This is a genomic window from Streptomyces sp. NPDC059003, from assembly GCF_042740445.1.
In the GTDB taxonomy this organism is placed as follows: Bacteria; Actinomycetota; Actinomycetes; order Streptomycetales; family Streptomycetaceae; genus Streptomyces.
The window spans coordinates 86,782-111,014 of the sequence record NZ_JBHYJH010000004.1; the positions used below are offsets into that span (position 1 = coordinate 86,782).

24 protein-coding genes are annotated in these 24,233 nt (G+C 71.3%); 18 read left to right on the forward strand and 6 right to left on the reverse strand.

Annotated elements, in window-relative coordinates:
• Positions 1 to 41: 41 nt before the first annotated feature.
• Positions 42 to 266: an HNH endonuclease gene (locus tag ACFWZ5_RS03640; RefSeq protein WP_384786410.1), complete on the reverse strand. Its 225-nt coding sequence runs from the start codon at positions 264 to 266 to the stop codon at positions 42 to 44.
• A gap of 881 nt (positions 267 to 1,147) precedes the next feature.
• Between ACFWZ5_RS03640 and ACFWZ5_RS03645 the strand changes: the two genes are divergently transcribed.
• The 4 genes from ACFWZ5_RS03645 to ACFWZ5_RS03660 all read left to right on the forward strand — a co-directional run bounded on the left by ACFWZ5_RS03645 (position 1,148) and on the right by ACFWZ5_RS03660 (position 4,585).
• Positions 1,148 to 2,377: a helix-turn-helix domain-containing protein gene (locus tag ACFWZ5_RS03645; protein WP_384786413.1), complete on the forward strand. Its 1,230-nt coding sequence runs from the start codon at positions 1,148 to 1,150 to the stop codon at positions 2,375 to 2,377.
• A gap of 56 nt (positions 2,378 to 2,433) precedes the next feature.
• Positions 2,434 to 2,874: a hypothetical protein gene (locus tag ACFWZ5_RS03650; RefSeq protein ID WP_384786416.1), complete on the forward strand. Its 441-nt coding sequence runs from the start codon at positions 2,434 to 2,436 to the stop codon at positions 2,872 to 2,874.
• Positions 2,875 to 3,205: 331 nt separating this feature from the next.
• Positions 3,206 to 3,676 (forward strand): glycine-rich domain-containing protein, encoded by a 471-nt coding sequence (locus ACFWZ5_RS03655; RefSeq protein ID WP_384786419.1) that lies wholly within the window; start codon positions 3,206 to 3,208, stop codon positions 3,674 to 3,676.
• Positions 3,677 to 3,778: 102 nt separating this feature from the next.
• Positions 3,779 to 4,585, forward strand: a complete 807-nt coding sequence (locus ACFWZ5_RS03660; protein ID WP_384786422.1) for a phosphotransferase — start codon at positions 3,779 to 3,781, stop codon at positions 4,583 to 4,585.
• Positions 4,586 to 4,667: 82 nt separating this feature from the next.
• Here the strand turns inward: ACFWZ5_RS03660 and ACFWZ5_RS03665 are convergent, their stop codons facing one another.
• Together ACFWZ5_RS03665 and ACFWZ5_RS03670 are read right to left on the reverse strand one after the other, a co-directional pair.
• Entirely contained in the window at positions 4,668 to 4,910 is a 243-nt protein-coding gene (locus ACFWZ5_RS03665) for a 4-oxalocrotonate tautomerase family protein (protein WP_384786426.1), read from the reverse strand.
• Positions 4,911 to 4,943: 33 nt separating this feature from the next.
• A complete protein-coding gene (locus tag ACFWZ5_RS03670; protein WP_384786428.1) occupies positions 4,944 to 6,155 on the reverse strand; it encodes an MFS transporter in 1,212 nt (403 codons plus the stop codon).
• 73 nt (positions 6,156 to 6,228) lie between these two features.
• Between ACFWZ5_RS03670 and ACFWZ5_RS03675 the strand changes: the two genes are divergently transcribed.
• The 10 genes from ACFWZ5_RS03675 (at position 6,229) to ACFWZ5_RS03720 (ending at position 15,957) form a co-directional block, all read left to right on the forward strand.
• Complete coding sequence (locus ACFWZ5_RS03675; protein ID WP_384786432.1) at positions 6,229 to 6,867, forward strand: TetR/AcrR family transcriptional regulator; 639 nt, start codon at positions 6,229 to 6,231, stop codon at positions 6,865 to 6,867.
• Positions 6,868 to 6,995: 128 nt separating this feature from the next.
• Positions 6,996 to 7,412 (forward strand): heme-binding protein, encoded by a 417-nt coding sequence (locus ACFWZ5_RS03680; RefSeq protein WP_384786435.1) that lies wholly within the window; start codon positions 6,996 to 6,998, stop codon positions 7,410 to 7,412.
• Positions 7,413 to 8,426: 1,014 nt separating this feature from the next.
• Positions 8,427 to 9,425 carry an AfsA-related hotdog domain-containing protein gene (locus ACFWZ5_RS03685; RefSeq protein ID WP_384786438.1) on the forward strand — a complete coding sequence of 333 codons (999 nt, stop codon included), beginning with the start codon at positions 8,427 to 8,429 and terminating at the stop codon, positions 9,423 to 9,425.
• A 5-nt stretch (positions 9,426 to 9,430) separates the two neighbouring features.
• Entirely contained in the window at positions 9,431 to 10,432 is a 1,002-nt protein-coding gene (locus tag ACFWZ5_RS03690; RefSeq protein ID WP_384786441.1) for a beta-ketoacyl-ACP synthase III, read from the forward strand.
• A 182-nt stretch (positions 10,433 to 10,614) separates the two neighbouring features.
• Complete coding sequence (locus ACFWZ5_RS03695; RefSeq protein WP_384786444.1) at positions 10,615 to 10,854, forward strand: acyl carrier protein; 240 nt, start codon at positions 10,615 to 10,617, stop codon at positions 10,852 to 10,854.
• Positions 10,854 to 12,089, forward strand: a complete 1,236-nt coding sequence (locus ACFWZ5_RS03700) for a beta-ketoacyl-[acyl-carrier-protein] synthase family protein (protein WP_384786447.1) — start codon at positions 10,854 to 10,856, stop codon at positions 12,087 to 12,089. The genes ACFWZ5_RS03695 and ACFWZ5_RS03700 overlap by 1 nt, the downstream gene beginning before the upstream one ends.
• Before the next feature lie 152 nt (positions 12,090 to 12,241).
• Positions 12,242 to 12,952, forward strand: a complete 711-nt coding sequence (locus tag ACFWZ5_RS03705) for an HAD family hydrolase (RefSeq protein ID WP_384786450.1) — start codon at positions 12,242 to 12,244, stop codon at positions 12,950 to 12,952.
• A gap of 80 nt (positions 12,953 to 13,032) precedes the next feature.
• Positions 13,033 to 14,577 carry an FAD-binding oxidoreductase gene (locus tag ACFWZ5_RS03710; RefSeq protein ID WP_384786453.1) on the forward strand — a complete coding sequence of 515 codons (1,545 nt, stop codon included), beginning with the start codon at positions 13,033 to 13,035 and terminating at the stop codon, positions 14,575 to 14,577.
• 79 nt (positions 14,578 to 14,656) lie between these two features.
• Entirely contained in the window at positions 14,657 to 15,508 is an 852-nt protein-coding gene (locus tag ACFWZ5_RS03715; protein WP_384786456.1) for a helix-turn-helix transcriptional regulator, read from the forward strand.
• Positions 15,505 to 15,957: an HIT family protein gene (locus tag ACFWZ5_RS03720; RefSeq protein WP_384786459.1), complete on the forward strand. Its 453-nt coding sequence runs from the start codon at positions 15,505 to 15,507 to the stop codon at positions 15,955 to 15,957. The genes ACFWZ5_RS03715 and ACFWZ5_RS03720 overlap by 4 nt, the downstream gene beginning before the upstream one ends.
• A gap of 32 nt (positions 15,958 to 15,989) precedes the next feature.
• On the opposite strand, the gene ACFWZ5_RS03725 is transcribed toward ACFWZ5_RS03720, so the two are convergent.
• Positions 15,990 to 16,817, reverse strand: a complete 828-nt coding sequence (locus ACFWZ5_RS03725) for a dienelactone hydrolase family protein (protein WP_384786462.1) — start codon at positions 16,815 to 16,817, stop codon at positions 15,990 to 15,992.
• 101 nt (positions 16,818 to 16,918) lie between these two features.
• Here ACFWZ5_RS03725 and ACFWZ5_RS03730 point away from each other — a divergent pair, with 101 nt between their 5' ends.
• Positions 16,919 to 17,959, forward strand: coding sequence for a GlxA family transcriptional regulator (locus ACFWZ5_RS03730; RefSeq protein ID WP_384786465.1), 1,041 nt, complete (start codon positions 16,919 to 16,921; stop codon positions 17,957 to 17,959).
• On the opposite strand, the gene ACFWZ5_RS03735 is transcribed toward ACFWZ5_RS03730, so the two are convergent.
• Positions 17,887 to 18,570, reverse strand: coding sequence for a TetR/AcrR family transcriptional regulator (locus ACFWZ5_RS03735; protein WP_384786468.1), 684 nt, complete (start codon positions 18,568 to 18,570; stop codon positions 17,887 to 17,889). The two genes, ACFWZ5_RS03730 and ACFWZ5_RS03735, sit on opposite strands and share 73 nt — an antisense overlap.
• A gap of 155 nt (positions 18,571 to 18,725) precedes the next feature.
• On the opposite strand from ACFWZ5_RS03735, the gene ACFWZ5_RS03740 reads away from it, so the two are divergent.
• From ACFWZ5_RS03740 to ACFWZ5_RS03750, 3 genes are read left to right on the forward strand one after another with little or no spacing between them, the layout of a single operon-like run.
• A complete protein-coding gene (locus ACFWZ5_RS03740) occupies positions 18,726 to 20,204 on the forward strand; it encodes an MFS transporter (RefSeq protein WP_384786471.1) in 1,479 nt (492 codons plus the stop codon).
• Positions 20,201 to 22,018: an ABC transporter ATP-binding protein gene (locus tag ACFWZ5_RS03745; protein WP_384786474.1), complete on the forward strand. Its 1,818-nt coding sequence runs from the start codon at positions 20,201 to 20,203 to the stop codon at positions 22,016 to 22,018. The genes ACFWZ5_RS03740 and ACFWZ5_RS03745 overlap by 4 nt, the downstream gene beginning before the upstream one ends.
• Positions 22,015 to 23,805, forward strand: a complete 1,791-nt coding sequence (locus tag ACFWZ5_RS03750) for an ABC transporter ATP-binding protein (RefSeq protein WP_384786477.1) — start codon at positions 22,015 to 22,017, stop codon at positions 23,803 to 23,805. Before ACFWZ5_RS03745 ends, ACFWZ5_RS03750 begins: the two co-directional genes overlap by 4 nt.
• Here ACFWZ5_RS03750 and ACFWZ5_RS03755 read toward each other — a convergent pair.
• The gene (locus ACFWZ5_RS03755; protein WP_384786480.1) at positions 23,753 to 24,217 is read right to left on the reverse strand and encodes a hypothetical protein; all 465 of its coding nucleotides are present in this window, start codon (positions 24,215 to 24,217) and stop codon (positions 23,753 to 23,755) included. The genes ACFWZ5_RS03750 and ACFWZ5_RS03755 overlap by 53 nt on opposite strands.
• Positions 24,218 to 24,233: the final 16 nt, after the last annotated feature.

Consider the following 24,233-nt stretch of genomic DNA (forward strand, 5'->3'; position numbering starts at 1 on the left):
GTACTGGCGTTTCTCCGTCCCTGCTCGTCGCGATATTCCATCTAATCGCCGTCCGTGTGCTGCATGGTGTCGCTCATGCGTCTTTCGTCCAGCCAGACCCAAGGTAATTTGTCGCTCTTGCTCAGATTGCAGGGTGCGCATGCAGGAACCAGGTTTTCTATGCAGTGAGCACCGCCCTTGGCTATGGGGATGAAGTGATCCAGATGCTCGAAAGGTCCCCCGCAGTACAGGCAATTGGCCCCGAGCTCCTCGATCAGCTTGCGCACTTGTCGCTGGTTGACTGGGTTCGTCGTTGAGCCCTTCTCTGCTGCCCTGCGTTGAGATGCCTTCAATCTTCCGTAGTCGGGGTTGTTCTCGATGAACCTCGCTTGGTTGGCTCGAATTATTTCCTGTGACCCAGGTTTGCTCTGCCAGCGCAATCGATACTCGCGCAGCCTTTCTGGGTTGCTCGCGCGCCATTGGCGTCTGTACTCGTCTGAGCAGCTGATGCAGATGGTCGCAATTCCCATGCGCTGCTGTGGGTTCCGTCGGAAATCTGAGTGCGGTTTAATCGTGAAGCAAGCCGTGCACTCTCTCTTCCCTGAATTGTCTAGCATTATCTCCCGGTCTCGCCTCGCTCTTGCCCCTGTTGCCGCTTCGCTGGAATGGTAGCGCAAACTCTCTTTTGTGGTCCGGCATGTTTTGCACTGGGAGAGGTGTCCTCCCGTATGGTTTACGCTTCTATGGAACTCGTCCAGAGGCTTCGATTGTTCGCAGTGTGAGCAATATCTGAGCCCGTCGCCAGCTGATGCATTTAAATCCTTGAGGATCGGCTTTAGCTCTTTCCCTCGGTACCACTGCTGATAGTGAGCCTTGCAGAGGCCGCGAGCTCGAATTTCGCTCCTGTGGCACGCAGGGAAGTTGCACGTGGTCATGGTATTGAAGCGTAGCGGCGAACTAGTGGTCTACGGTGGGCCGTTGAGAAATTATCTGCCCTGCGGTGTGAGCCTGATCGACTTATGGTGGCTTGGACTGGAAGGAACCCATGCCCTACACGCGTGCGTCAGCATGGGTACCGTTCCGAGAGGACAGGCCGGAACGGAGGAGCCTTGATGCCCTTTCGAACGTGCGTGCACAGCGGGTCCGTCGCAGTCCGGACGGTGCGCTGATGTTGGAGGAAGCCGAGGAGATCGGCCGTCGCGTGCGCCGGGCGCGCCTGCGCCTGGGGATGCCGCAGGCGGATCTCGCTGCCGCACTGGGGAAGACCCAGGGGTGGGTGTCCAAGATGGAGCGCGGGCAGATCGAGCTCGATCGCGTGGGGCTGCTCAACGCGATCGCCGCCGAACTGCACGTACATCCCAACGACCTGATCGGACGGCCGTACACGAGCAGTCCCGCCGAGAACCAGTGGCAGGTTGCCGCGGCATCGATCATGCGGGAGCTGCGCCGCTACGACCTTGCCCCGGTATTCGACGGCACCCCTCGGCCGTCCGGCGAGCTGTGGCGGGACATGACTCGCCTGCACCGCTTGCGGGACGCGGCGGCCAACGTCGCCATCCTGCGCGTCCTGCCCGACTTGCTGCGCGAGGCCCGCGCGCTCGCCGAGACCGCCACGGGGCACGAGCGCGAAGAGGCGTATGCGGTCTACGCCGTAGCCTGCAAGTTCGCCCACACCGCCGCGCACGCCCTCGGCCACGCCGAACTGATCGCTATGGCAGCCGAGCGCGCCGCGTGGTCCGCTCGCCTCTCCGGCGACCCCGTCATGCCCTCGCTCGCCGACTGGATGCGGGTCTGGGACATGTGGGCAACGGCAGACTGGGCCGACTCCCTCGCCCTGTCTGACAAGGCACTCGCCAGCCTCCAGGAGGACTACGACCGGGGCACCCCGCTCGCCCTGCGCATGTGGGGCTCGCTCCAGCTCCGAGCCGCCGTATCGGCAGCGCGGGCGGGACGGCCGTCCGAGGCCGACGACCGCATCAGCCACGCGCGTGCTGCCGCCGACCGCATGCGCGACTACCAGGGACCACCGGTCTACGACCGCCACTCGGTCACCTTCTCGCCCGGCAACGTGCAGATTCACTCGATCAGCGTGGCCCTGGAGACAGGGGAGCAGGCTAAGGCGCTCGCCATCAACCGCCGCACCAGCCCTGAACTGGTCGCGGCACTGCCCAACTCCCGCCAGGGGCACCACCACATGGACCTTGCCCGGGCGTGGCTGTGGGATGGCAACCGGGACACGGCGCTCGCCGAGTTGGAGACCGCCGAGCGGATCGCTCCACAGCTCGTACGCAACCACCCCATCGCCCGCTCTACGCTCCGGAGCATCGTCTACGCCGAGCGGGCCGCCACGCGCGAGAAGCTGCGGCGCATGTCCGACCGCTTCCACCTGGACGGATGAGGGCCGTATTCCTCGCCCTCATATTGGGCCCCTGACGTGCTCCTAGCGTCAGGGGCATGACGCCACGACCAACACCTCATCTCCCTTCCCAGGGTGGGGAGTTAGGCGCAGCGGCCCCCTTCCTGCCTCGGCTCGGCGACCTTGCTCGGGACACTGCTCGCGACGGACGGATCGGCGTCGTCGTTGCCCTGCCCGACGAGGATCGGCGCACCTACCACCTGCGCCCGCCGGGCGGCGGCAACGACTGGTCCGCCCCCGCTGATGGCACGACCCTGCGCCCCGTCCCTGCCCGGGTCACCCACGTCACGCCGATACGGCGGGACGCGGTCTACGACTCGCGCGCACAACAAGGCTCCCTGCCCGTTCAGGTTCACTACGAGGACGGCGGAGCAAGCGAGGCCACGCTCATCCTCACCCCTGATCAGATGGAGGTCTGCGCCTACCAGGTCGGACGCCTCATCGATCAGCGCAGCGGGAAGCACGGTGCCGAGCAGTGACTGCGCACCGCCCGGCCGCACGCGTACCGCTTCATGCCGACCCTTTCGGGCGTGCCCTGGCGTGGCTGTGGGCCCTGGGGACGGCAGCAGGGTTCTCCTGCCTCGGCTTCCTCATCAGCGGCAGTCTCGACGGCCCGGACTCGGCAGGACCCGCGCTCTCTGCGCCCGACTCACCGCCTGCGTGACGCCATACGACTCCCCGCCCGTCGCGTGACCGGACAGCCCAGCGGCAGGCGGGGGCTTCCCCCTTCCCCCTACCGCGCCGCAGCGCACGGCCGCGGAGGCGTACGACCCACGTCCGTTGCACCACCAACCCAAGGAGGCAAGGAACGTGACCACCATCCAAGAGCACGCCACGATCGACGCGCGGAGGCTGATCAGCGCCGAGCTGCGGGCGACCCTCGCAGCCAACATGCGCGGCAGGTTCCCCGAACTGACCGAGGAGAAGGCGGACCGCGGAGTCGGGCAGATGCTCGCGTTCGTCGCGGCGAGTGCCCACAGCGCCAAGCCGCTCAGCCCCTCGCCACTGGTGGACGACTTCTGGCACGCCTTCCTGCTCCACACCAAGGCGTATCAGGACTTCTGCGAGCAGACGTTCGGCTCGTTCGTGCACCACCAGCCGGGCTTCCTCGACAAGGACGAGCACGGCGGCGGTATGGCGCTGCGTGAGCGCACCGTGGACGCGATCACGCTCGCCGGGTACGAGCTCGACATGGAGTTCTGGCCTGAGCTGGAGCTCGCGGAGTGCTCGCAGTGCCATGCGAATTGCAGCGACAGCCCGAACAGCCCAAAGAAGGTCTGACGCTCATCGCATCCCCGAGCCGGTCTCCGGTCTGTGCCACGCTGTGGCCGGGCCGGAGACCGGTCTCTGTTTGTCCGACGCGACCGAAGAGGGGAACGCGGGGTGAACCGCATCTCATGGCATGACCTGCCGCCCGCTGTCCAGCGTGCCGCCGAGTGCCACACGGGACAGGTCGAGCGGGCCGAGACGGCCAGCCACGGGGTGATGTCCCGCCTCGCCTGCACGGTGCACGCCCGCTCGGGACGGCTGTTCGTGAAGGGTACGTCGCTCGACGACCCGTTGAGCTGGGTATACCGGCACGAGGCGCGAGTAACGCGCCATGCCCCGCTCGCGCCTCGGGTGCTCTGGGAGGTCGAGACGGATGGGTGGCTGCTCGTCGGATATGAGCACGTCTACGGTCGACACCCGGATCTATCCCCTGGCTCGCCTGACGTCGACGCCCTTGTCCGTACGCTGACCGCCGTATCCGAAGTGCCATGGCCCGAGACGTTGCGGAAGAAGCCGCTTCACACACGGTGGGCCGGCTCGCTGCCCGACGGCGTTCCGGCCGGGCTGCGAGGGCGCTCTCTGGCCCATACCGACATGTCAACCCTGAACATGCTGATCACTGGTGACGGCCGGCTGCGGTTGTTGGACTGGGCACTTGCCTGCCCTGCCCCCGCGTGGGCCGACGCGGGCTTCGCCGTCCTGCGCCTCATCTCCTCCGGTCATGCCCCCGAGCAGGCCGAGGCCGTCGCCCGGCAGGTGCCCGCGTACCGACATGCCGACCCATCCGACGTCGGGACGTTCGCGCACACTGTGCTTGCCGCATGGGAAAGCATGGAGCGCACGGACCCACTACCGCACCGAGCCGCGCTCACAGCGGCCGCTCGGGCGTGGGCCTCCCATCGTGGGCCGATCAGGACGTGAGGGTCAGGCGCCATCCCTCGCGCACGTGGGTGGGGTTCGGGCAGCCCGCCCCGCACACGGTGGTCCGAGAGGGCCTGTGCCGTCAGTAGTCGGAGGCGGGGCGCTGCTCCTGTTGCGCTGAGGGCTCGCTGGAGTGTGTTGTCCGTTCGCTGGCCAGGACTCCGCCCCGGGCCCAGTGGTCGGGCTCGACGTCTCGGATGATCACGGTTACGGAGTCCGGGCGGCAGCCGGTGACGGCTGCTACCGATGCGGTGAGCCTGCGGGCGAGTTCGCGGCGTTCCTCGGTGCCGAAACCGGTCCACCAGTCGACGGTGACGACGGGCATGTGTGGGCTCCTTCTCTGGCGTGGAGAGTGAGTTCAGTGGCGGGAGGCGGCGACGCTCAGTGCCGCGCCTGTCGCGAAGACCGCGGCGACGACCCGGACGATGCCCGGGAAGCCCCAGTCCGCCAGGGAGTTCGCCAGCTGTGGGCCCAGGCTGGCGCCGATGAACATGGCGCAGGCGTAGAGCGCGACGGCGGTTCCGCGTGCGGTGCCGCCCGCCGCGCCGATGGTCTCGACCAGGGCCGGGGCGGCGATCGCGATGCCGGCGACGAGCAGCAGGAGCACGGCGGCCAGGGCGAGGGCCGATGCGCCGAACCCGGAGGCGGCCAGGGCCGCGAGCGCGGCCAGGCCCAGGGCGCCGGGCAGCCGCACCCGGCCGGGCACCCGTCCGAGGACGCCGGTCAGCAGCGGCACCGCCACCATGGCGGGCAGCGCGCCGGCCCGCAGCCACAACAGCGCCCCGTCGTCCCCGGACACGCTGGGCGGTCCCGCCAGGCTCACCGCGGTGTAGAGGGCGACGAAGCCACCGAGCAGGGTGGAGGTCGCGCCGTAGAGAAGGAGCAGCCGCGGGGTCGTCAGCAGCCGGGGCATCGCGGCGAACGCCGAGCGTACGGAGGCGGCTTGGTCACCCGCTCCCGGCGCGAGAACCGCCCGCGCGGCCACCGCGGCCACCGCCATCAGCGGACCGAAGACGAGGAACGCCGCCCGCCAGCCGGCCAGCGCCTCCAGCGCCTGGGACGCGACCTGGACCAGTACGGCCGCCGCGAGGAACCCGCTGGTCACACACGTCAGGGCGAGGGGGCGGCGCTCCGGGGCCACACCGGTCGCGATGGCGGAGAAGGCGGCCGGGGCGAAGGAGGCGGCCGTGAAGCCCTGCACCGCGCGCAGCGCGCAGCCCACCGCGAGGTTCGGGGCGAGCGGGACCGCAAGCGTGGTGACCGTGGTCGCGAGGAGACCGAGGACGATGACCTGGCGTGGCCCGTACCGGTCGGAGAGAGGGCCCGCGACCAGGAATCCGGTGGCGTACGCGAGGCCGAAGCCCGTCGCCATCCACGTCACGCTCCCCGGAGACGAGGAGAAGGAGTGGGCCATCGGGCCGAGCAGCGGCAGCACGATGTACATCTGGCCCACGACCAGGATGCCGGTGGCCGTCAGGAGGGCCGTGGTGCGCCCCGGTGCGCTCCACCGGGGCGGGTTCGATAAGCGTGTGAGAGCGGGCGCCGGGCCCGCGGAGGGTGTGGTCGCCATCTCGCGAACGTACCGACCAACTAGTTGGTACCGCAAGGAGGTTCAGGTGTCAGGAGCGCTGTAACGTGCAGACATGAGTAGGGACACAGCCGCCACCAGGGCCCGACTGATCGCCGCGGCCCGCGTGGAGTTCGCCCGGCGCGGCATCGACGGGGCCCGCGTGGACCGGATAGCCCGCGAGGCCGGGGCCAGCAAGGAACGCATCTACGGCCACTTCGGGAGCAAGGAAGGCCTCTTCGAGGCGGCGGTCGCCGAGGCGTTGGAGGAGCACACCGCCGCACTCGGCCTGCCCTCCGGCGACATCGGGGAGTACGTGGGGCGGGTCTACGACATGCACCGCGAGAACCCGCAGCTGCTGCGCCTGCTGCTGTGGGAGGCGCTCTACTACGGCGACGCGCCGCTGCCCGACGAGGGCGAGCGGGTCGGGCACTACGCGCGCAAGACCGAGGCGCTCGCGGGTCTGCTCGGCATGGAAGCGGGGCGCCCGGCGGCCCTCGTCCTGCTGGCCACCATCGGCCTGGCCGCCTGGCCCCTCGCCGTGCCGCAGCTGACCCGGACGGTGGTGCCCGGCGCCGGGCAGGAGCAGGTGGACGGGGGTGCGGGCACCGTGGAGGGCGACGAGATCCGCGACTTCCTGGTGCGGTTCGCGCAGCAGGCGCTGCCCCTGGCCGGGAAGGACGGCGCGCGAGGTTCCTGGCACTCGCGTTCCTAGGAAGGCCGTACCCAGGAAGAACTCACTCTGGAATGTCGTGTCCACACGAGACACCGTGGGACCAGCCGGCGCCCCACGGGGGAGGGCGCCGGGACCCGAACTCGACCGGACATCCAGGAGGATCTCCCATGAGCTCCATCAAGCAGGCCGAGGCCGTCACCCGCGTGGAGGCGGGCGTCGACAAGGCCGAGGAGATCGGGGTCGACATGAACATCGCGATCGTCGACGAGGGGGGACACCTGGTGCAGTTCTCCCGCATGGACGACGCCTGGCTCGGCTCGATCGACATCGCGCTGAAGAAGGCCAAGACGGCTGTGTACTTCCGGATGGACACCGGCGGCCTGGGGGCGATATCCCAGCCCGGCGGCCCCGTCTACGGCATCGAGCACAGCAACGCGGGCCTGGTCACCTTCGGCGGCGGACTGCCGATCACCGACGACTCGGGGAAGGTCATCGGCGCCGTGGGTGTCTCCGGGGGCAATGTGGAGCAGGACTGCGCCGTGGCTGAGGCGGTCGTCAAGGCCGCGGTGCCCGCGGCCGGTTGACGGCCCGGGGGCTGTTCGGTCCTTCCGGAAGAGGGAGGGAGTTCTTGCCTGCCCTTTGACGCCGCATGATGCCGTATGACGCCACGGGGGGCTTCGTACGGCGGAACGGTACGCGGCGTCGGGGGCCGGGTGCCGGTGGTGGTGCACGTCAGTTGCCGGGGCACGGACCATGCGGTCCGACGGGCCCGGCACGCGCAGTCGGTGGGGGCCGACGCGGTCGTGGCACCGATCGTTACCACCGGCAGCAGGGGAGGAGGGGATGTCGCGGCACTTCGACGCGGTTCACCGCGGCCGTCGACATCCCCTTCCTCGTCTGCTCGCCGCGGCCCGGGGCCGGAGCGAGAGTGAGCGAGCCGTACGGGTGGGACCCGTACGGCGTTTCCATGTCGCCATGAACCGGGACGTCTTGAGTCGACGGAGTGTACGAATTCCTCCTCGGTGCCGCCCCGCTCCCTTTTGGCGGGACCGTCGACGGGCCGATGAATCTGATCGCGGTGAAGTGACATGTATCACGGAACCATTTTCACTCGGCCGCTTTCTGTGAGACCAGGACGGATTCGGAGGCGCGTGCTCCGAATTCCTCGCCGGAGGCCCGGTGAGGGTAAAAGAAAAGCATTGCCGCAGCCGCTGACTGGTTGTTAGGGTTGCGAGTGCGGCTGATGGCAGATATAGGGGGCTGCCGGGGCAGGCCACCAGCCGCAACGGGGATGAACGGGGGCAGGTGAGACGCGGAGTCTTCCGCGTCCCGGTCGGCCAGGCACTTCTCTGGGCGAATTGATGTGCATGCGCCGCGGCCTTGTCGCCCGCCGAGTCTCTCTTTCGTGAATTGTCTCGGCGATGTGCATATGCCTTTCGGTGATCGCTGTTCTGTTGGGCAGGGAAGCGTTGGCATATGCGCGCCCAAATGCGTGAGCGAGGCCAGAAACAGCAACAACAGGGGGAAAGGAAATGTCAGTCCCAGGTCATGAGGCAGGGTTACCCGAAGCGGTCGCCGGTCTGACCTACCACCGCACCGTGGACCGCACACTGATCCACCGCCACCACCTCACCGAAGTCTTCCTGACCGACATGGAGCGGACCGGCGCGGACACCTTCGTCGCGGCGGCACTGCTGCCCGCCGTCCACCCGCACTACACCAGCCGCACAGCGCAGGCATCGCTCCGGCACCCGGACCCGATGCTGCTGCTCGAATGCTGCCGCCAGGCCGAGACGGCCGCCGCGCACCTCTACCACGACGTCGAGCGCGACACGAGCTTCGTCCTGCACGACTGGTCCATGGAGCTGACGGGCGACCTGCCGCCGAGCCCGTCCAGCGCCATCCCGGCCTCGACGGAGCTGGTGATGACCGCCGTCACGCACCACCCGCGCCACCGCGCCGAGCGACTCATGGGGCTCGGCTACACCTTCACTCTCTGGGCAGCGGGCGTCCGTCTCGGCGAGGTCCGCATGGACGTCGGGTACGTGGCCGCGGCGGCCTACCGCGTCCTGCGGCGCCGCGGCCGCACCAGCGCGCTGCCGTCCTCCGGCAGTCAGCCGCCGGCGGCCCGCGGCGCGGCCCTCGAACCGGCCAGGGCCGGACGGCTGAACGCCACGGACACGCTGCTGCTGGACGCCGTGGCCGGGCCCTCCGCGTGCTTCGCCACCCTGCGGGTCGCGGCCGACAACCCCAGCCTCTTCGACCATCCGCAGGACCATGTGCCCGGGATGGTGCTGGTCGAGGCGGCCCGCCAGCTCGCCGCGTTCGCGGTGGCCGAGTGGGGCGGCCCGGCCCCGGACCGTACCGTCATGGCGCGGATGCGCGCCAGGTTCTCCGCGTACGCGGAGCTGGACGCGCCGGTCACGATGACGGCCGCACGGGTGGGGGAGCACGGCATCGGGGTGACGTTCCATCAGAACGGCGCGGACATCTCCCGGGTGGAGATCCAGCTCGCACCGCTCGCCGGACACGGGGGATCCGGCGAACGCAGTGGGCCCGCCGACGCGCACGCCGCCGTGCCGGCGCGAGGGCGGTGACCGGGATGGGACGCGCAGCCGTCATCGCCGGGCTCGGGGCGTGGCTCCCGCCGGACGTGGTGACCAACGCCGACCTCGCGGCGGTGCTCGACACCGACGACGAATGGATCCGTACCCGCACCGGCATCCGGCAGCGGCACGTCGTCGCCCCCGGCGAGGCCACCGGCGACCTCGCCGTCGAGGCGGGCGCGCGGGCGCTGAAGTCGGCGGGGCGGGAGCACGCGGACGCGGTGGTCGTCGCGACGAGCACGCCCGATCGCCTCTGTCCCGCGACCGCACCCGACGTGGCGAGCAGACTGGGCCTGCGGGGCGTCGCGGCCTTCGACGTCGGCGCGGTGTGCACGGGATTCGTCTACGCGCTCGCCACCGGCGCCGGGCTGATCGCGGCCGACGCCGCCGAGTCCGTCCTCGTGATCGGCGCCGACGCCTTCTCCACCATCCTCGATCCCCGGGACCGCACGACGCGCGCGGTCTTCGGGGACGGCGCGGGAGCGGTGCTGCTGCGCGCGGGCGGCCGCGAAGAGCCGGGCGTCCTGCGGGGGGTGACGCTGGGCAGCGACGGCAGCCGCAGCGAGCTGATCGAGATCCCGGGCGGCGGTTCGCGGCAGCGCTCGACGGGGCGCCGCGTCACGCAGGAGGACCTGTACTTCACGATGCAGGGGCGCGCGGTCTTCTCCGAGGCGGTGCAGCGCATGGCGGCGTCCGCGCGGGAGAGCGCCGAACGGATCGGCTGGCCGCTCCGGAGCGTCGACCGGTTCGTGCCGCACCAGGCCAACGCCCGCATCATCGCCGCCCTCGCCGAGCGCCTCGGCGTACCGACCGGCGCGTTCGCCTCGAACATCGACCGCGTTGGCAACACGGTGGCCGCGTCGATCCCGCTCGCGCTGGCCGACGACGTGGCGTCCGGCCGGATCAGGGCGGGCGACCGGGTGCTGATGACGGGCTTCGGAGGCGGCCTCACCTGGGGATCGGTCGCCCTCACCTGGCCCGAACTGACGGCGGCCTGACCACTGCCGCGCACCTGGACCGCCAGGGCGGGGCGGCACGGCGGGCGCGCACGGCGGATTCGTACGGCGGTCCCTGCGGCGGCCCCTACGGCGGTCCGTACAGCGGGTCCGTGCGACAGACCCGTACGGCGGCGCACGCCCGCACGTACGGCCATCCACACGCAGACACAAACGGGGAGACCATGAACGGCATCACAGAACGCATCGCGACGGTCCTGACGGAACAGTTCAAGATCGAACGGGAGGTGATCGCCGCTGATGTCACCTTCGGCAGCCTCAAGTTCGACTCCCTGGTCCTGATCGAACTGGGGCTGATCCTGGAGAAGGAGCTCGACATCGCCATCGAGGACGGGGAGCTCAGCGAGGGGATGACGATCAGGGACGCCGCCCAGCTCCTGGCGGCCAAGGGAGCCGTGCTCTGATGCACGCCGACGGGGGACCCTTCGGCGTCGCCATCACGGGGCTCGGTCTCGTCACACCCGCGGGCACCGGCGTCAAGGAGAACTGGCACCGGCTCGGCTCCGGCCTGTCGAGCGCCGCCACGGACGCGGCCCTCAAGGGCCTGCCGGTCGACTTCGACTGCCGTGTACCGGAGTTCGACGCCGGGGCCCTGCTGGGCGGCTTCGAGGCCCGGCAGCTGGAGCGCTTCGTGCAGCTCGCGGTCGTCGCGGCGCGGGGGGCCGTCGACGACGCGGGCCTGGACCCCGCCGGGTGGGACGGGGCCCGCGTCGGCGTCGTCCTCGGCAACTCGCTCGGCGGGGCCCGCGCGTTGGAGCGGCAGCACACCGCGCTGACGGAGAGCGGGCCGCACCGGGTGTCGCCGCTGACGATCCCGATGTACATGGTCAACATGGTCGCCGGGTACGTCGCGATCGACGTCGGCGCGCAGGGGCCGAGCCTGGTCACGGCGACGGCCTGCGCCTCGGGCACCACGGCCGTGGGCACGGCGCGCGAACTGCTGCGGTCGGGGGTCTGCGACATCGTCCTCGCGGGCGGCACCGAGTCGGCGCTCACGCCCACGGTGATCGCCGGGCTGACCAAGATGGGCGCCCTGTCCAGGAACACGGCGGCACCGGAGCGCGCCAGCCGCCCCTTCGACGCCGAGCGGGACGGCTTCGTCGCCGCCGAGGGCGCCGGTGTCCTCGTCCTCGAACGGTGCGCGGACGCCCGGGCGCGCGGCGCCCATGTACGCGCCGTGGTCCGGGGGTACGGGGCAGCCACGGACGCCCACCACGCGACCGCACCCGAGCCCCAGGGCCGCGGCATCGAACAGGCACTGCGGGCCGCGCTCACGGACGCGGGGGTCGGCCCCTCGGACGTCGACCACGTCAACGCACACGGCACCTCGACGCCGATGAACGACGTGACAGAGGGGCGCATGCTCCGCCGGGTGCTCGGCACCCGGCCCGCGGTGACCTCGACCAAGGGCGTCACCGGGCACGCGCTGGCCGCCGCCGGTGCCCTGGAGGCCGCGTTCACCGCGCTCGCGATCGAGCACGGCAGCGTGCCGCCGACGGCCAACCTGCGGCGGCTCGACCCCGAGTTGGACATCGACGTGGTGAGCGGCGCGCCGAGGGACCTGCCGGTCGAGGTCGCGGTCAGCACCTCGCTCGGGTTCGGCGGGCACAACGCGGCCCTCGTCCTGACGGCCGCCTGACGCCGCGGGCCACCCGCGGCCACGGTCGGCAGGCCGGCCGACAGCCGGACAGCGCAGCCGTACACACAGCACAGCCGTACAGCCAGCACAGCCGTACAGCCGGACAGCACAGCCGGAGAGCCCAAGCCCGTCACCGGACAGGAGAACCAGCCATGGCAAGCGCCCTTCAGAAGATCCGTCTCGTCGCGCTCGACAGCGACGGCGTCCTGCTCAACGACACCTACAGCCCGGTGATCGAACGCTTCGTGACGCGGCACGGCGGCCGGTACACCGCCGCCGTCGAGCGCGGCGTGTGGGGGTCGCCGCAGCTGGCCGCCGGGCAGAACATGGCCCTCGCCTGCAAGCTGCCGTGGTCGGCCAAGGAGACCATCGCGGCCTTCTTCGAGGAGCGCGAGAAGTACCTCGAGGAGCACCCGGTGCGGGTGACCGCGGGCACCGGGGACCTCCTCGCCACGCTCCGCGACGCCGGGGTCCGGGTCGTCTGCTACGGCGGACGCAGCCGCGAGTACAGCTTCGACACCTACCTGGGCCACCTCGCCGACTACTTCGACGCGGAGATCCCCTACGTCGACGTCAACGACTTCCGCCCCGGAACCAAGGAGATCGTCCGGGACATCTTCCGCTACGACTACGACGAGGTGCTCTTCGTCGACGACATCAACCGCGTCGCGGAGGTCACCAAGGCGCTCGGCGCGGGCTTCCTCGGCGTGCCCGCGAGCATGCCGCACAACTTCCAGCGGGCCGAGATGGAGGCGACCGGCGTGCGCTACACGGTCGACGACATCCGGCAGATCGACCTGGAGCTGCTGGGGAAGATCGACCAGGAACTGGCCGCGGGAACCCTCTGGGCGGGCCGCGCCTGACGGTTCAGGGAAGCCGCCCCAGCCGGAACAGCCGGAACAGCCGGAACAGCCAACTCAGCACACCTGTCGGGGGAACAGTCATGGATCACCACACACCACCACCATCCGCCGCACCACCATCCGCCGCTCGCACCATCCGCCCCGCGGACCCGCGCTACCGCGAACTCGTCTCCGGAATGAACCAGCGATGGGTCGCCCGCCCCGATTACGTCACGCTCGTCTCCACTCCCCAGCAGACCCGCGACGCCGTGCAGGAGGCCGTCCGCGCCGGGAAGCGCGTCACGGTCCGCAGCGGCGGGCACTGCTACGAGGACTTCGTGTCCAACGGGGACGTGAAGGTCATCATCGACTTGCAGGAGATGAACCGCGTCTACTGGGACCCGGACCACGACGCGTTCGCCGTCGAGGCGGGCGCCACCCTGTGCGACCTCTACGAGAACCTGTACCTGCGCCACGGCGTGGTCCTTCCGGCCGGATTCTGCCACTCGGTCGGCGTCGGGGGGCATATCGCCGGAGGCGGTTTCGGTCTGCTGAGCCGACGCGACGGGCTGACCGTCGACCACCTCTACGCCGTCGAGGTCGTCACCGTGGACGCGGGCGGCCGGGCCTGCCTCGTCACCGCGACCCGCGAGCGCCGTGACCCGCGCCGCGAGCTGTGGTGGGCCCACACCGGCGGTGGCGGCGGCAACTTCGGCGTGGTCACCCGCTACTGGTTCCGCTCCCCCGAGGCCCGGGGCGGCGAGCCGGGCGACGCACTGCCCGAACCCCCGGCCGAGGTGCTGCTCAGCTCCGTCGCGCTGCCGTGGAGCGACCTCAGCGAGGAGGACTTCGCCCGCCTCGTCGGCAACCACGGAGCCTGGTACGAGGCCCACAGCGCCCCCGACTCCCCGTACACCGCGGTCGCCGGATACCTGATCATGAACCACCGGCAGGCCGGGAGCGTCGTCCTGATCACCCAGTCCGACGCGACCGTTCCGGATGCCGTCCGGCTGCACACCGACTACCTCGCCGCCCTGACCGACCGCGTCAAGGCGGCCCCGCAGCCCCTGCCCGAGCCGCGTCGGCTGCCGTGGCTGCGGGCGACGCGGATGCTCGGCACCAGCGTGTCGATGCTGAACGACACCACCCTGCGCGGGGACCACAAGTCCGCCTGCATGCGCCGGAGTTTCACCGACGAGCAGGTGGCGACGCTCTACCAGCACCTCACCACCACCGAGTACACCAACCGCAACGCCCAGGCGGTGCTGCACCCTTACGGCGGACGCATCGCGGCCGTCGACAACGCGGCGACGGCCAGCTCCCACCGGGAGACCGTCTTCAAGCTGCTGATCCAGACCTTCTGGACGGACCCGGCCCAGGACGCCCGGCACATCGCCTGGACCCGGGGGATCTACGGGGAGCTCTTCGCCGCCACCGGCGGGGTTCCGGTCCCTGACGACCGTACCGACGGGTGCTATGTGAACTATCCGGATACGGACATCGGCGACCCCCGGTTCAACACCTCGGAGGTGCCGTGGAGCGCGCTCTACTACAAGGACAACTACGCGCGCCTGCAGCGGGTCAAGGCCGCCTGGGACCCCCGCGACGTCTTCCGCCACGCCCAGTCCGTCGAACTCCCCGGGTGACGGCCGGCCGTGGCCGGAATTCCCGGTCCTCGCGGCAGGCGGGTCCGAAGAGAGCGGTCGGCGTTGCATACTCGGTGCCATGGGGGATACCGCACCGGGACACCTGACGCTCAGCGAGTTCTTGAAGGCCAAGCGAGCGGCGATCTCACCGACGGACGTGGGCCTGGTGAGCGCCGGGCGCTTCCGCCGCGTGCCGGGGCTGCGACGCGAGGAAGTGGCGCAGCTCGCCGGAGTGAGCGTCGACTACTACACGCGCCTGGAGCAGGGCCGGGCGCGGCAGGCGTCGGACGCCGTGCTCGCCGGGATCGCCCGCGCGCTGATGCTCGGCATGGCCGAACGCGAGTATCTGTACTCGATCGTGCAGACGCCGTGCCCGGGCACGGAGCAGTCCGAGGAGCACTCCGTCTCGCCGGAGACGCAGCTGCTCCTCGACAGCCTGGACCACGTGCCCGCGGTCGTGCTCGGCCGCTGCATGGACGTACTCGCCTGGAACGCGCTGGGAGCGGCGCTGTTCGTGGACTTCGCGCGGATCGTGCCGGAGCGCCGCAACCTCGCGCGGATGGTCTTCCTCGACCCCCGCATCCGGTCGCTCTACATGGACTGGGACGCCGTGGCGAGCAGCTTCGTCGCGCAGCTGCGCATGGACGCCCTCCGGTACGCGGACTCGCCGCGCCTCGACGCCCTGGTGCGGGAACTGTCCGAGGAGGACCCCGACTTCCGCCGCTGGTGGAACCTGCACGACGTGCAGGCCGTGACCTGCGGACGCAAGCGCATCGACCATCCGGTCGTCGGTGAACTCACCCTCGACTGGCAGGCCCTGCAGATCGCGTCGGCACCGGAGCAGGCCATCGTGGTGCACATGGCACCCCGAGGCTCCGAGACCTGGCAGCGCTTCGAACGCCTCGCCGCCTGGCAGGCCGCCCAGGTGTGAGCCCCGACGCATGCTTGGCCTGTGACCTCAACACCGGCGCCGTGCCGCTCCCCGGCGGGACGCTGCTGCGCACCGCCCGCTGGTTCGTGGGGCACTGCGTGGGGCCCCTGGGCCTGGGGACGGTGGCCGTCGTGCCGCTGCGGCACGTGCTGCACGTCGCGGACCTGACGGCGGACGAGTCCGCGGAACTCGGGCCGCTGCTGCGGCGCGTCAGCCGGGCCGTCACCTCCGTGATGGAGCCGGAGCAGGTGTACGTCTGTCTCTGGTCGCACGCCGGTGGGGTGCCCGGGCACATCCACTTCGTCGTGCAACCGGCACGCGCACGCGACCTGGCCGAGCACGACGCGTACGGCCCCGCGCTGCAAGTGGCGATGTTTCGGGCCGGCCGCGTTCCGGCCGAGGCGGAGGTGGCGGAGGTGTGCGACCGCTTGCGGAGCGTGCTGCGCTGACGCAGGGCGCGTGCTGCGGGAGCTCCGAGGGCTCATGTCGGCCGTGTTGCGAGGCGTTCGGTCAGGAAGGTGATGATCTCGTCGCGGGCCCGCACGGTGGGATGGCCCTCCTGGTCGACGAGATGGGCCGTGACGACGCTGTGGGGGCAGGCGACGACATCGCGGAAGAACGGCGGGGGAGCGGTGTTCGCCGCCTCGTCGGGCAGGACGCGGCCGTCGAAGGCGTCGCCGAGGAGCGCGCGGTAGGCCGCGAAGCGCCGGCCCGTGCACCAGGTGTCGTTGGCGTAGCGGTAGGCGAGCACGGTCAGCCCGTCGCGCTTGACGCGTGCGGCCACGGCGGCGGCGTCCTCGTCGCCGATCTCCAGGCCGCCGGGGTCGTCCAGCGGAAGGGACGGATGGTTGACCACGGGGGCGATGACAGCGGGTTCGAGGGCCATGGTGAGGGCGAAGTTGCCGGTGAAGCACAGGCCGACGGCGCCGACGCCGGGGCCGCCGCACTCGGAGTGCGCCACCCGGGCGAGGCCGCGCAGCCACGCGGTGACGGGGCTCGTGCCGCCACCGGCGAACGCCCGGAACTCGGCGCTGACACAGGCACGGCGGGCGATGGCCTCGCCCCCTTCGGCGGTCGGGTAGGCCCCGTCGACGCCGAAGAGCGAGGGCAGGTACACGGTCAGGCCGGCATCGCGCAGCCACCGCGCGAAGCGCGCGACGTCGGGGCTGATCCCCGGCATCTCGGGCATGAGCACGACGGCCGGGCCCGACCCGGCGACGTACACGGTCTTGCTGATGTCATCGATGCTGACGACTCTCCGCGAGAAGTCGTCCAAAGGGTCGTCGCGCTGCGCTCGCTTCGTGGTCACGACCGAGATGATGACCCGCGGCCGTCGTCACGGAGAAGCGGCGGCATCGCCATCAATCGCGGTAATATCGCCAGCCTTTCACCGGGTGCCGGAGGAGCCGTATGAGTCCGCTGCGCGTGGGTGTGCTTGCCTATCCCGGCTGCTTCGCGTCGGAGGTGTTCGGCGTTCCCGACCTCCTGGCCATGGCCACGCACGTCGCCGCCGCGCAGGGGGCGAGCGAGCCGTCGTACGAGGTGTCGGTCGTCTCGCCCCGGCGGCGGGTGGCCGCGTCCGGCGGCTTTCGCATCGACGTGTCGGCGGTGCGGCCCGTGGACGTCCTGATCGTGCCCGGCTTCGAGCTGTCGCCCGCGCTCGATCTGGACGCGACACTCAGGGGCCTGGCGCCGGAAGTGGCATCGATCCGGGCGCAGGCCGCCTCAGGGACCGCTGTCGTGTCGATCTGCGTCGGCGCTTTCCTGGTCGCGGAGGCCGGTCTGCTCGACGGCCGCGCGGCGACGACGTCCTGGCTGTTCGCGGACCGGTTCGCCCAGCGCTACGCCGCTGTGCGGCTGCGCCCGGAGAGCCTGGTCGTGACCGACCGCGGCGTGACGACCACCGCGGCCTTCAGCGCGATGTACGACTTCGCGCTGCAGTTCGTCCGCGAGCACGACGGCCCGGACGTCGCCCGCAGCACCGCGCGCATCGCGCTCGTCGACGACGCGCGTTCCACGCAGGCCCCCTATGTGGAGGCGGGGCTTCTGCCCGCCGTGGGGCGGGGGTTCGCCATCGGCGTCAAGCGATGGCTCGACCAGAACCTCGCGGCCCGCTACGACCTGCCCGCTCTCGCCCGGGCCTTTCAGGTGAGTACGCGGACCATGCTCCGTCGCTTCGGTGACGAATCCGGTCAGACGCCGCTCGCGTATCTGCAGACCGCCCGGGTGCGCCGGGCCAGACATCTGCTGGAGACGACCGACAGGAGCGTCGCGGCCATCGCCGCCGACGTCGGGTACCGCGACACCGGGACGTTCAGCGGCCTCTTCGCCCGGCACACGGGCCGACGGCCGCGGGAGTACCGCGCGCTGTTCCGCCGTCAGGAGGGCGCCGGGGCCGACGTGGCCTGCGCGAGCAGGCCGTCGACGAACGTGCGCAGCCCCTGGGGGTAGATGTCCTGTGCGGCCAGGGCCGCCCATTGGTGGCTGACGGCCGCCAGGTGGGGCACCCGTGACGCGTCGAAGGACTCGCGGAAGGCGGGGACTTCGCGGTCGACGCCCCGGTGGGGCGACCGGGCGCGGACGAGGATCTCGCCGACGGAGTAGTACCAGAGGCTGCGGAAGATGTGGACGGTCTGCGCGGGGGTGCAGCCGTACTCCTCGGCCGCGGCCAGGATGACTTCGACCATCCACAGCGCCGACTCGTCGAGCAGGCCGATGAATCCGTCGGCCGTGACGACCTCCGCGACCCAGGGCCAGGCCGCGAGCGCGTCGTGCGCCGCCAGGGCCGCCACGACGATGCGGTCGCGCGGGTCGGCGGGCAGCTCGGGGCGCTCGATCTCGGCCAGGTAGTGGTTGAGTAGGAGGACCAGCAGGTCGTCCTTGTTCCGGATGTGGTGGTACAGGGTCGTCGCCCCGATGCCCAGCTCGGCGGCGAGCCGACGGATGGTCAGCTTCTCCCAGCCGTCCGTGTCGATGAGGCGGCGCGCCGCCGCCAGGATCTCGGCGCGGGAGGTCACGGGCGGCCTGCCGGTGCGGCCGCGCGAAGCAGGGGCTCGGGACATGGCCCCATCATGCCCTCCCGCCGATCTGAGGGACGCAACCGGTATCGGTCCGTCCGCTCCGGTCCAGCTGTGCGCGCTCGACAGCCGATGACCTCGCTGCTACTTTCGGAACGCGTTCCGAAAGTCGATGGGCGGCGCCCAGGACGGAGTACGTGATGTCGAACAGAGCCCATGGGGCGGGGAGTTCCGGCGCGATGCCAGGGAGTTCGGGGCTCACCCTCGCCGTGGTGGCCGTCGTGCAGTTCATGGTGTCCCTCGACCTGTCGGTCGTGAACGTCGGACTCCCGCAGATCGCTGCCGGCCTCGGCTTCGGCGAGGTGGGCCTGACCTGGGTGATCCACGCCTACGCCCTCACCTTCGGCGGGCTGCTCCTGCTCGGCGGCAAGGCCGCCGACCGGTACGGCCGCAAGCGGGTCCTGCTGCTCGGGCTCGGCCTCTTCGGCCTGGCCTCGCTCGTCGGCGGCTTCGCCCAGGAGCCCGGCCACCTGGTCGCGGCCCGCGCCGCCCAGGGCATCGGCGCCGCCGCGCTGGCTCCGGCCGCCCTCGCCCTGCTGACCTCGACGTTCCCCACAGGCAGAGCGCGCGTCCGGGCCTTCGGCGTGTGGAGCGCGACGAACGCCGCCGGAGGCGCCCTCGGCGTCCTCATAGGCGGCCTGCTCACCGAGTACGCCGACTGGCGCTGGGTGATGTTCGTGAACGTACCGATGGCCGCCCTCGCCTTCGCCCTGGCCTGGCGCGGGGTCGCCGCCGCCGCGCCGACCGCGCGCGAGGGCCGCCCCGACGTGCTCGGTGCCGTCCTGGTCACGGCGGGCATGACGCTCCTGGTGTTCGGCGTCGTCCGCACCGATCAGCACGCGTGGACCTCGCCGGTCACCCTGACGACCCTGGCGGCCGCCGCGGCGCTGCTTGCCGCGTTCGTGTACGTCGAGCGGACCACCACCCGCGACCCCCTGGTCCGGCTCGGCCTGTTCGCCAACCGGTCGGTCGCCGCCGCGAACGCGTACAACCTGCTGGTCGGCGCCGCCATGGCCGCGTCCTTCTACTTCGCGTCCCTCTACCTCCAGCGCGTCCTCGGCACCGGACCGGCGCTGACCGGACTCATGTTCCTGCCGCTCGCCCTCGCCGTGGTCGCCGGATCCGTGCTCGCCGTCACACTCGGCTACCGGCTCGCGCCCCGGACCCTCCTCGCCGCCGGCGGACTCCTGACCGCGACCGGCCTCGCCTGGTTCGGCCGGATCAGCACCGACGGCTCCTTCGCCGCCGACATCCTGGGCCCCTCGCTCGTCACCGGCTTCGGCTTCGGGCTCTGCCTCGGCCCCGTCGTCTCCCTCGCCACCGCAGGCGTCGCGCCCCGCGAGACCGGCACCGCGTCGGGGCTGCTCAGCAGCTCACGTCAGATCGGCGCGTCACTCGGCCTCGCCGCCCTCGGCTCCGCGGCCCACCACCGCACCGGCGACACCGTCACGCCCGAGTCCCTCAACGACGGATACGCGCTCGGCCTGACCCTCGGCGCCACGCTCCTGGCCGCCGCGGTCCTCGTCGCCCTCGTCGTCCTGCGCCGCACCGCTCCACCGGTCCAAGCCGAGCCGACCGACGACCGCGACCTGGTCGCCGCCGGGGAGGCAGGACGATGACCACCGACCTCGCGGGGCCGCTGCGCCCCTACGCCGGGAGCTTCGCCGCCGTCGTGATCCTTCAGATCGTCGGCGCCGTCGCGGGCCTCACACCGCTCCTCGCGGTCGTCGAGCTGGGGCGTGCGCTGCTGTCGCCCGGGCCGGTCGACCACGGCCACGTCTGGATCGTCGTGAGCGCGGGCGCGGTCGGCCTGTTCGTCCGCCTGCTGTTCACGGCGGCGTCGTCCGGGATCGGGCACGTGCTCGACGGCCAGGTGCAGCTGTCGTTCCGCCGACGGCTTGCGGCGCGCCTCGGCCGCGTACCGATCGGCTGGTTCTCGCGGCGCCGGACCGGCGAACTGGCCAAGGTGGTGGGGGACGACGTGAGCGCCGTGCACCCGTTCATCGCCCACACCCCCGGAGAGCTCGTCTCCGCGTTCGTGGTCCCGCTGGTGTCGCTGCTCTATCTGTTCACCGTCGACTGGCGGCTCACCCTGATCACGCTGGCGCCCGTGGTGCTCGCCGTGGCCCTCGTCCCGCTGATGATGACCCCGGCCCGGCTGCGCGAGCAGCGGAACTTCGACGCGGCCATGGGGCGGATCGCCGACTCCGCCGTCGAGTTCGTCCAGGGCATCGCGGTGGTCAAGGCGTTCGGCGGCGGCGAGCGCGCCCACCGCGCCTTCCGCACGGCCACCGATGACTTCGTCAGCGTCTTCAACCGGATGGTGCGCGGCCTCTCCGGGGTCGCCGCCGGGATGCAACTCGTCCTTTCGCCGCCGTTCGTGCTCCTCGTCGTACTGACCGGCGGCACGGCCCTGATCACGGCCGACGGCATGGCCCCGGCCGACCTGCTGCCCTTCCTGCTCCTCGGCCTCGGTCTGACCGCTCCGGTCGCCGCGCTCGGCCACGGCTTCGACGACCTGCAGGCCGCCCGGCGCGCGGTCGGCCGGATCCGCGACGTCCTCGCGGTGCCGCCGCTGCCGGAGCCCGCCCACCCTGTCGCACCCCAGGGCCACCGGGTGGAGCTGCGCGGCGTCCGCTTCGGATACGACGCAGACCACGAGGTGCTGCGCGGGATCGACCTGGTCCTCGAACCCGGCACGGTCACCGCGGTCGTGGGGCCCTCGGGCAGCGGCAAGTCCACGCTGGTCCAACTCCTGCCGCGGTTCTTCGACCCGACCCGCGGCTCGGTCACCCTCGGCGGTGTCGACCTGCGCGAGCTCGCAAGCCACGAGCTCTACCGCAGGGTCTCCTTCGTCTTCCAGGACGTGCGCCTGCTGCGCGCGTCGGTCGCGGACAACATCGCGCTCGCGGTGCCCCATGCCGACCTCGACGACGTGGTGCGCGCCGCCCGTCAGGCGCACATCCACGAGCGCATCCTCGAACTGCCGCGCGGATACGAAACGGTGCTCTACGAAGAGGCCGCACTGTCGGGCGGCGAAGCACAGCGGATCTCGCTCGCACGCGCCCTGCTCGCCGACACACCCGTCCTCGTGCTCGACGAGGCGACCGCCTTCGCCGACCCGCAGACCGAACAGGCGGTACGCCGGGCCCTGGCGACCCCGGCAGGCGACCGCACCGTCCTGGTCATCGCCCACCGCCTGGAGACGATCATGGACGCGGACACCGTCGTGATGCTGGACAACGGGTCGATCGCGGAGCGCGGCACGCCCGCCGAACTGCTTGCGCGGAACGGGAAGTTCGCCGCGTTCTGGCAGTCCTACCGGTCGTCCCACCGACCGGCGCCCACCGACGCGACCGAAGCCCGCGATGGCGTACCGCGCGGCGCCCGACACGACGTACTCGACGTACGAGAAGGAGACGAGCCCCGATGATCCGCATGCTGCTCCGCGTGCTCGGCCACGAGTACGGCAAGCCGGTGCGCCGCACCGTGGCCCTGATGACGACGACCGCAGTGGCCGAGGGCCTGTCCTACGCACTGCTAGTCCCGGTGCTGCGCGCGCTGTTCGGCAGCACTCCCGGTGACGCGTGGCCCTGGCTGAGCGCGTTCGGGGCCGCGGTCGCGGTCTACGGGGTGCTGCGCTACGCCGGTGATCTGTCCGGGTTCCGCGTCGGGACCACGTTGCTGCGGGGCATGTACCACCGCCTCGGCGATCATCTGGCCCGGCTGCCCATCGGCTGGTACAGCGCGGGCCGGGTCGGGGAGGTGTCCGTCCTGGCGAGCCGCGGCGTCCTGCGGGCGATGAGCGTGCTCGCGCATCTCCTGGCACCGTTCATCTCCGCCTGCGTGACCCCCCTGACGATCGTGGTGGTGATGCTGGCCTTCACCTGGCAGCTGGGCCTTGCCGCGCTGCTCGCCGTGCCCGTCGTGGCGGCGATCCAGATCTGGACCGGACGCTCGACGGCCGCCGCCGACGCCGAGCGCGTCGCACGCGACCAGGAGGCCACCGGGCGCGTCATCGAGTATCTCCAGGCCCAGCCGGTGCTGCGAGCGGGCGGCCGGACCGGTGAGCGCTTCCGGGCCCTCGACGACTCACTGGGTGAACTCCAGCGTGCGTCCCGCCGGTCCACGCTGTCCGCGCTGCCCGGCGTGCTGGGCCTGGCACTCACGGTGCAGGCGATGTTCACCGGGCTGCTCGTCCTGGGCGCCCATCTCGCGCTCGGCGGGAGCGTCGGTACGGCGGAGGTCCTGGCGGTCCTGGTCCTCGCCGCACGCTGCGCGGACCCGCTGCTCTCGCTGGCGGAGATGGGCGGCCAACTGCGCGCCGCGCGTACCGAACTGGCGCGCCTCGACGCGGTGTTGAGCACCGAACCGCTGCCGGAGGCGCGCGAGCCGATCCGGCCCTCGGGCCATGACCTGGAGTTCGAGTCCGTCGCCTTCCAGCACGGGGATCGGGCGGTGATCCGTGACGTGTCGCTGACCGTGCCGGAAGGGCAGCGGCTCGCCGTCGTCGGCCCGTCGGGTGCGGGCAAGAGCACGCTGCTGCAGTTGCTCGCGCGGTTCTACGACGTCGACGCGGGCGTGGTGCGCGTGGGCGGTGCGGACGTGCGCGCCATCATCACGGAGGTGCTGATGGCGCGGATCGCCATCGTCTTCCAGGACGTGTATCTCTTCGCGGGCACCATCGAGGAGAACATACGCATCGGCCGTCCCGGCGCCGACGACGCCGCAGTGCGGGCGGCGGCCACCGCGGCACGCCTCGACGAGGTGATCGAACGGCTGCCCGGCGGCTGGGACACGCACGTCGGCGAGGGCGGGGCGCTCCTTTCGGGCGGCGAACGCCAGCGTGTCTCGATCGCCCGGGCCTTGCTGAAGGACGCCCCCATCGTGCTCCTCGACGAGGTGACCTCCGCCCTGGACCCGGTGAACGAGGCGGCCGTCCACGAGGGCATCGAACGTCTGATGGCGGGCCGGACGGTGGTGATGGTCGCGCACCGGATGCGGACCGTCCAGCGCGCCGACCGCATCGTCTTTCTCGACGACGGCCGCATCGTGGAGGAGGGCGACCACGACGGACTGCTGCGCCGCGGTGGCCGCTACGCCGACTTCTGGAGTGCGGCCCTGGTGCCTGCGGCGGCTGCGGGGAACGCGGCCGCGGCGACTGCGGCTACTTCTTGGCGGGGCCCGAGCGCCGTCGCCCCGTTGCGCGGCGGGGCATGACGCACCAGAGGGCCAGCGCGCCGACGGCAAGCCCGGCCCCGATGGCTGCCCACACCGTGGGGTTCTCCTCCACCCACATCCGCCGGTCGGACGGCATGCCGATGGAGCCGAAGAGGCGGCCGTTCCGACCGGGGACCAGACAGGCGAGCGCGAGGAACGCGACGCTGCCGAGGGCGGTCGCGACGACGCAGCGCACCGGCTGCCGGTGCCTCAGCGCGGAGGAAGCCAGTGCCCAGCAGCAGAGGATGCCGCTGCCGCAGAACGCCCCGAAGGCGTACCCGGCGCCCGGTCCGAGCCCCGCCGCCCACCGCCACAGCGGATCCCCCACGAAGGCCGAGGCGACTCCGGCGAGGACGATGAGCCAGGCCAGCTTCGTGGTGTGCCGCTCGGACATTCTGGCTATGAAGGACATCTCGGCAAGGCTACGG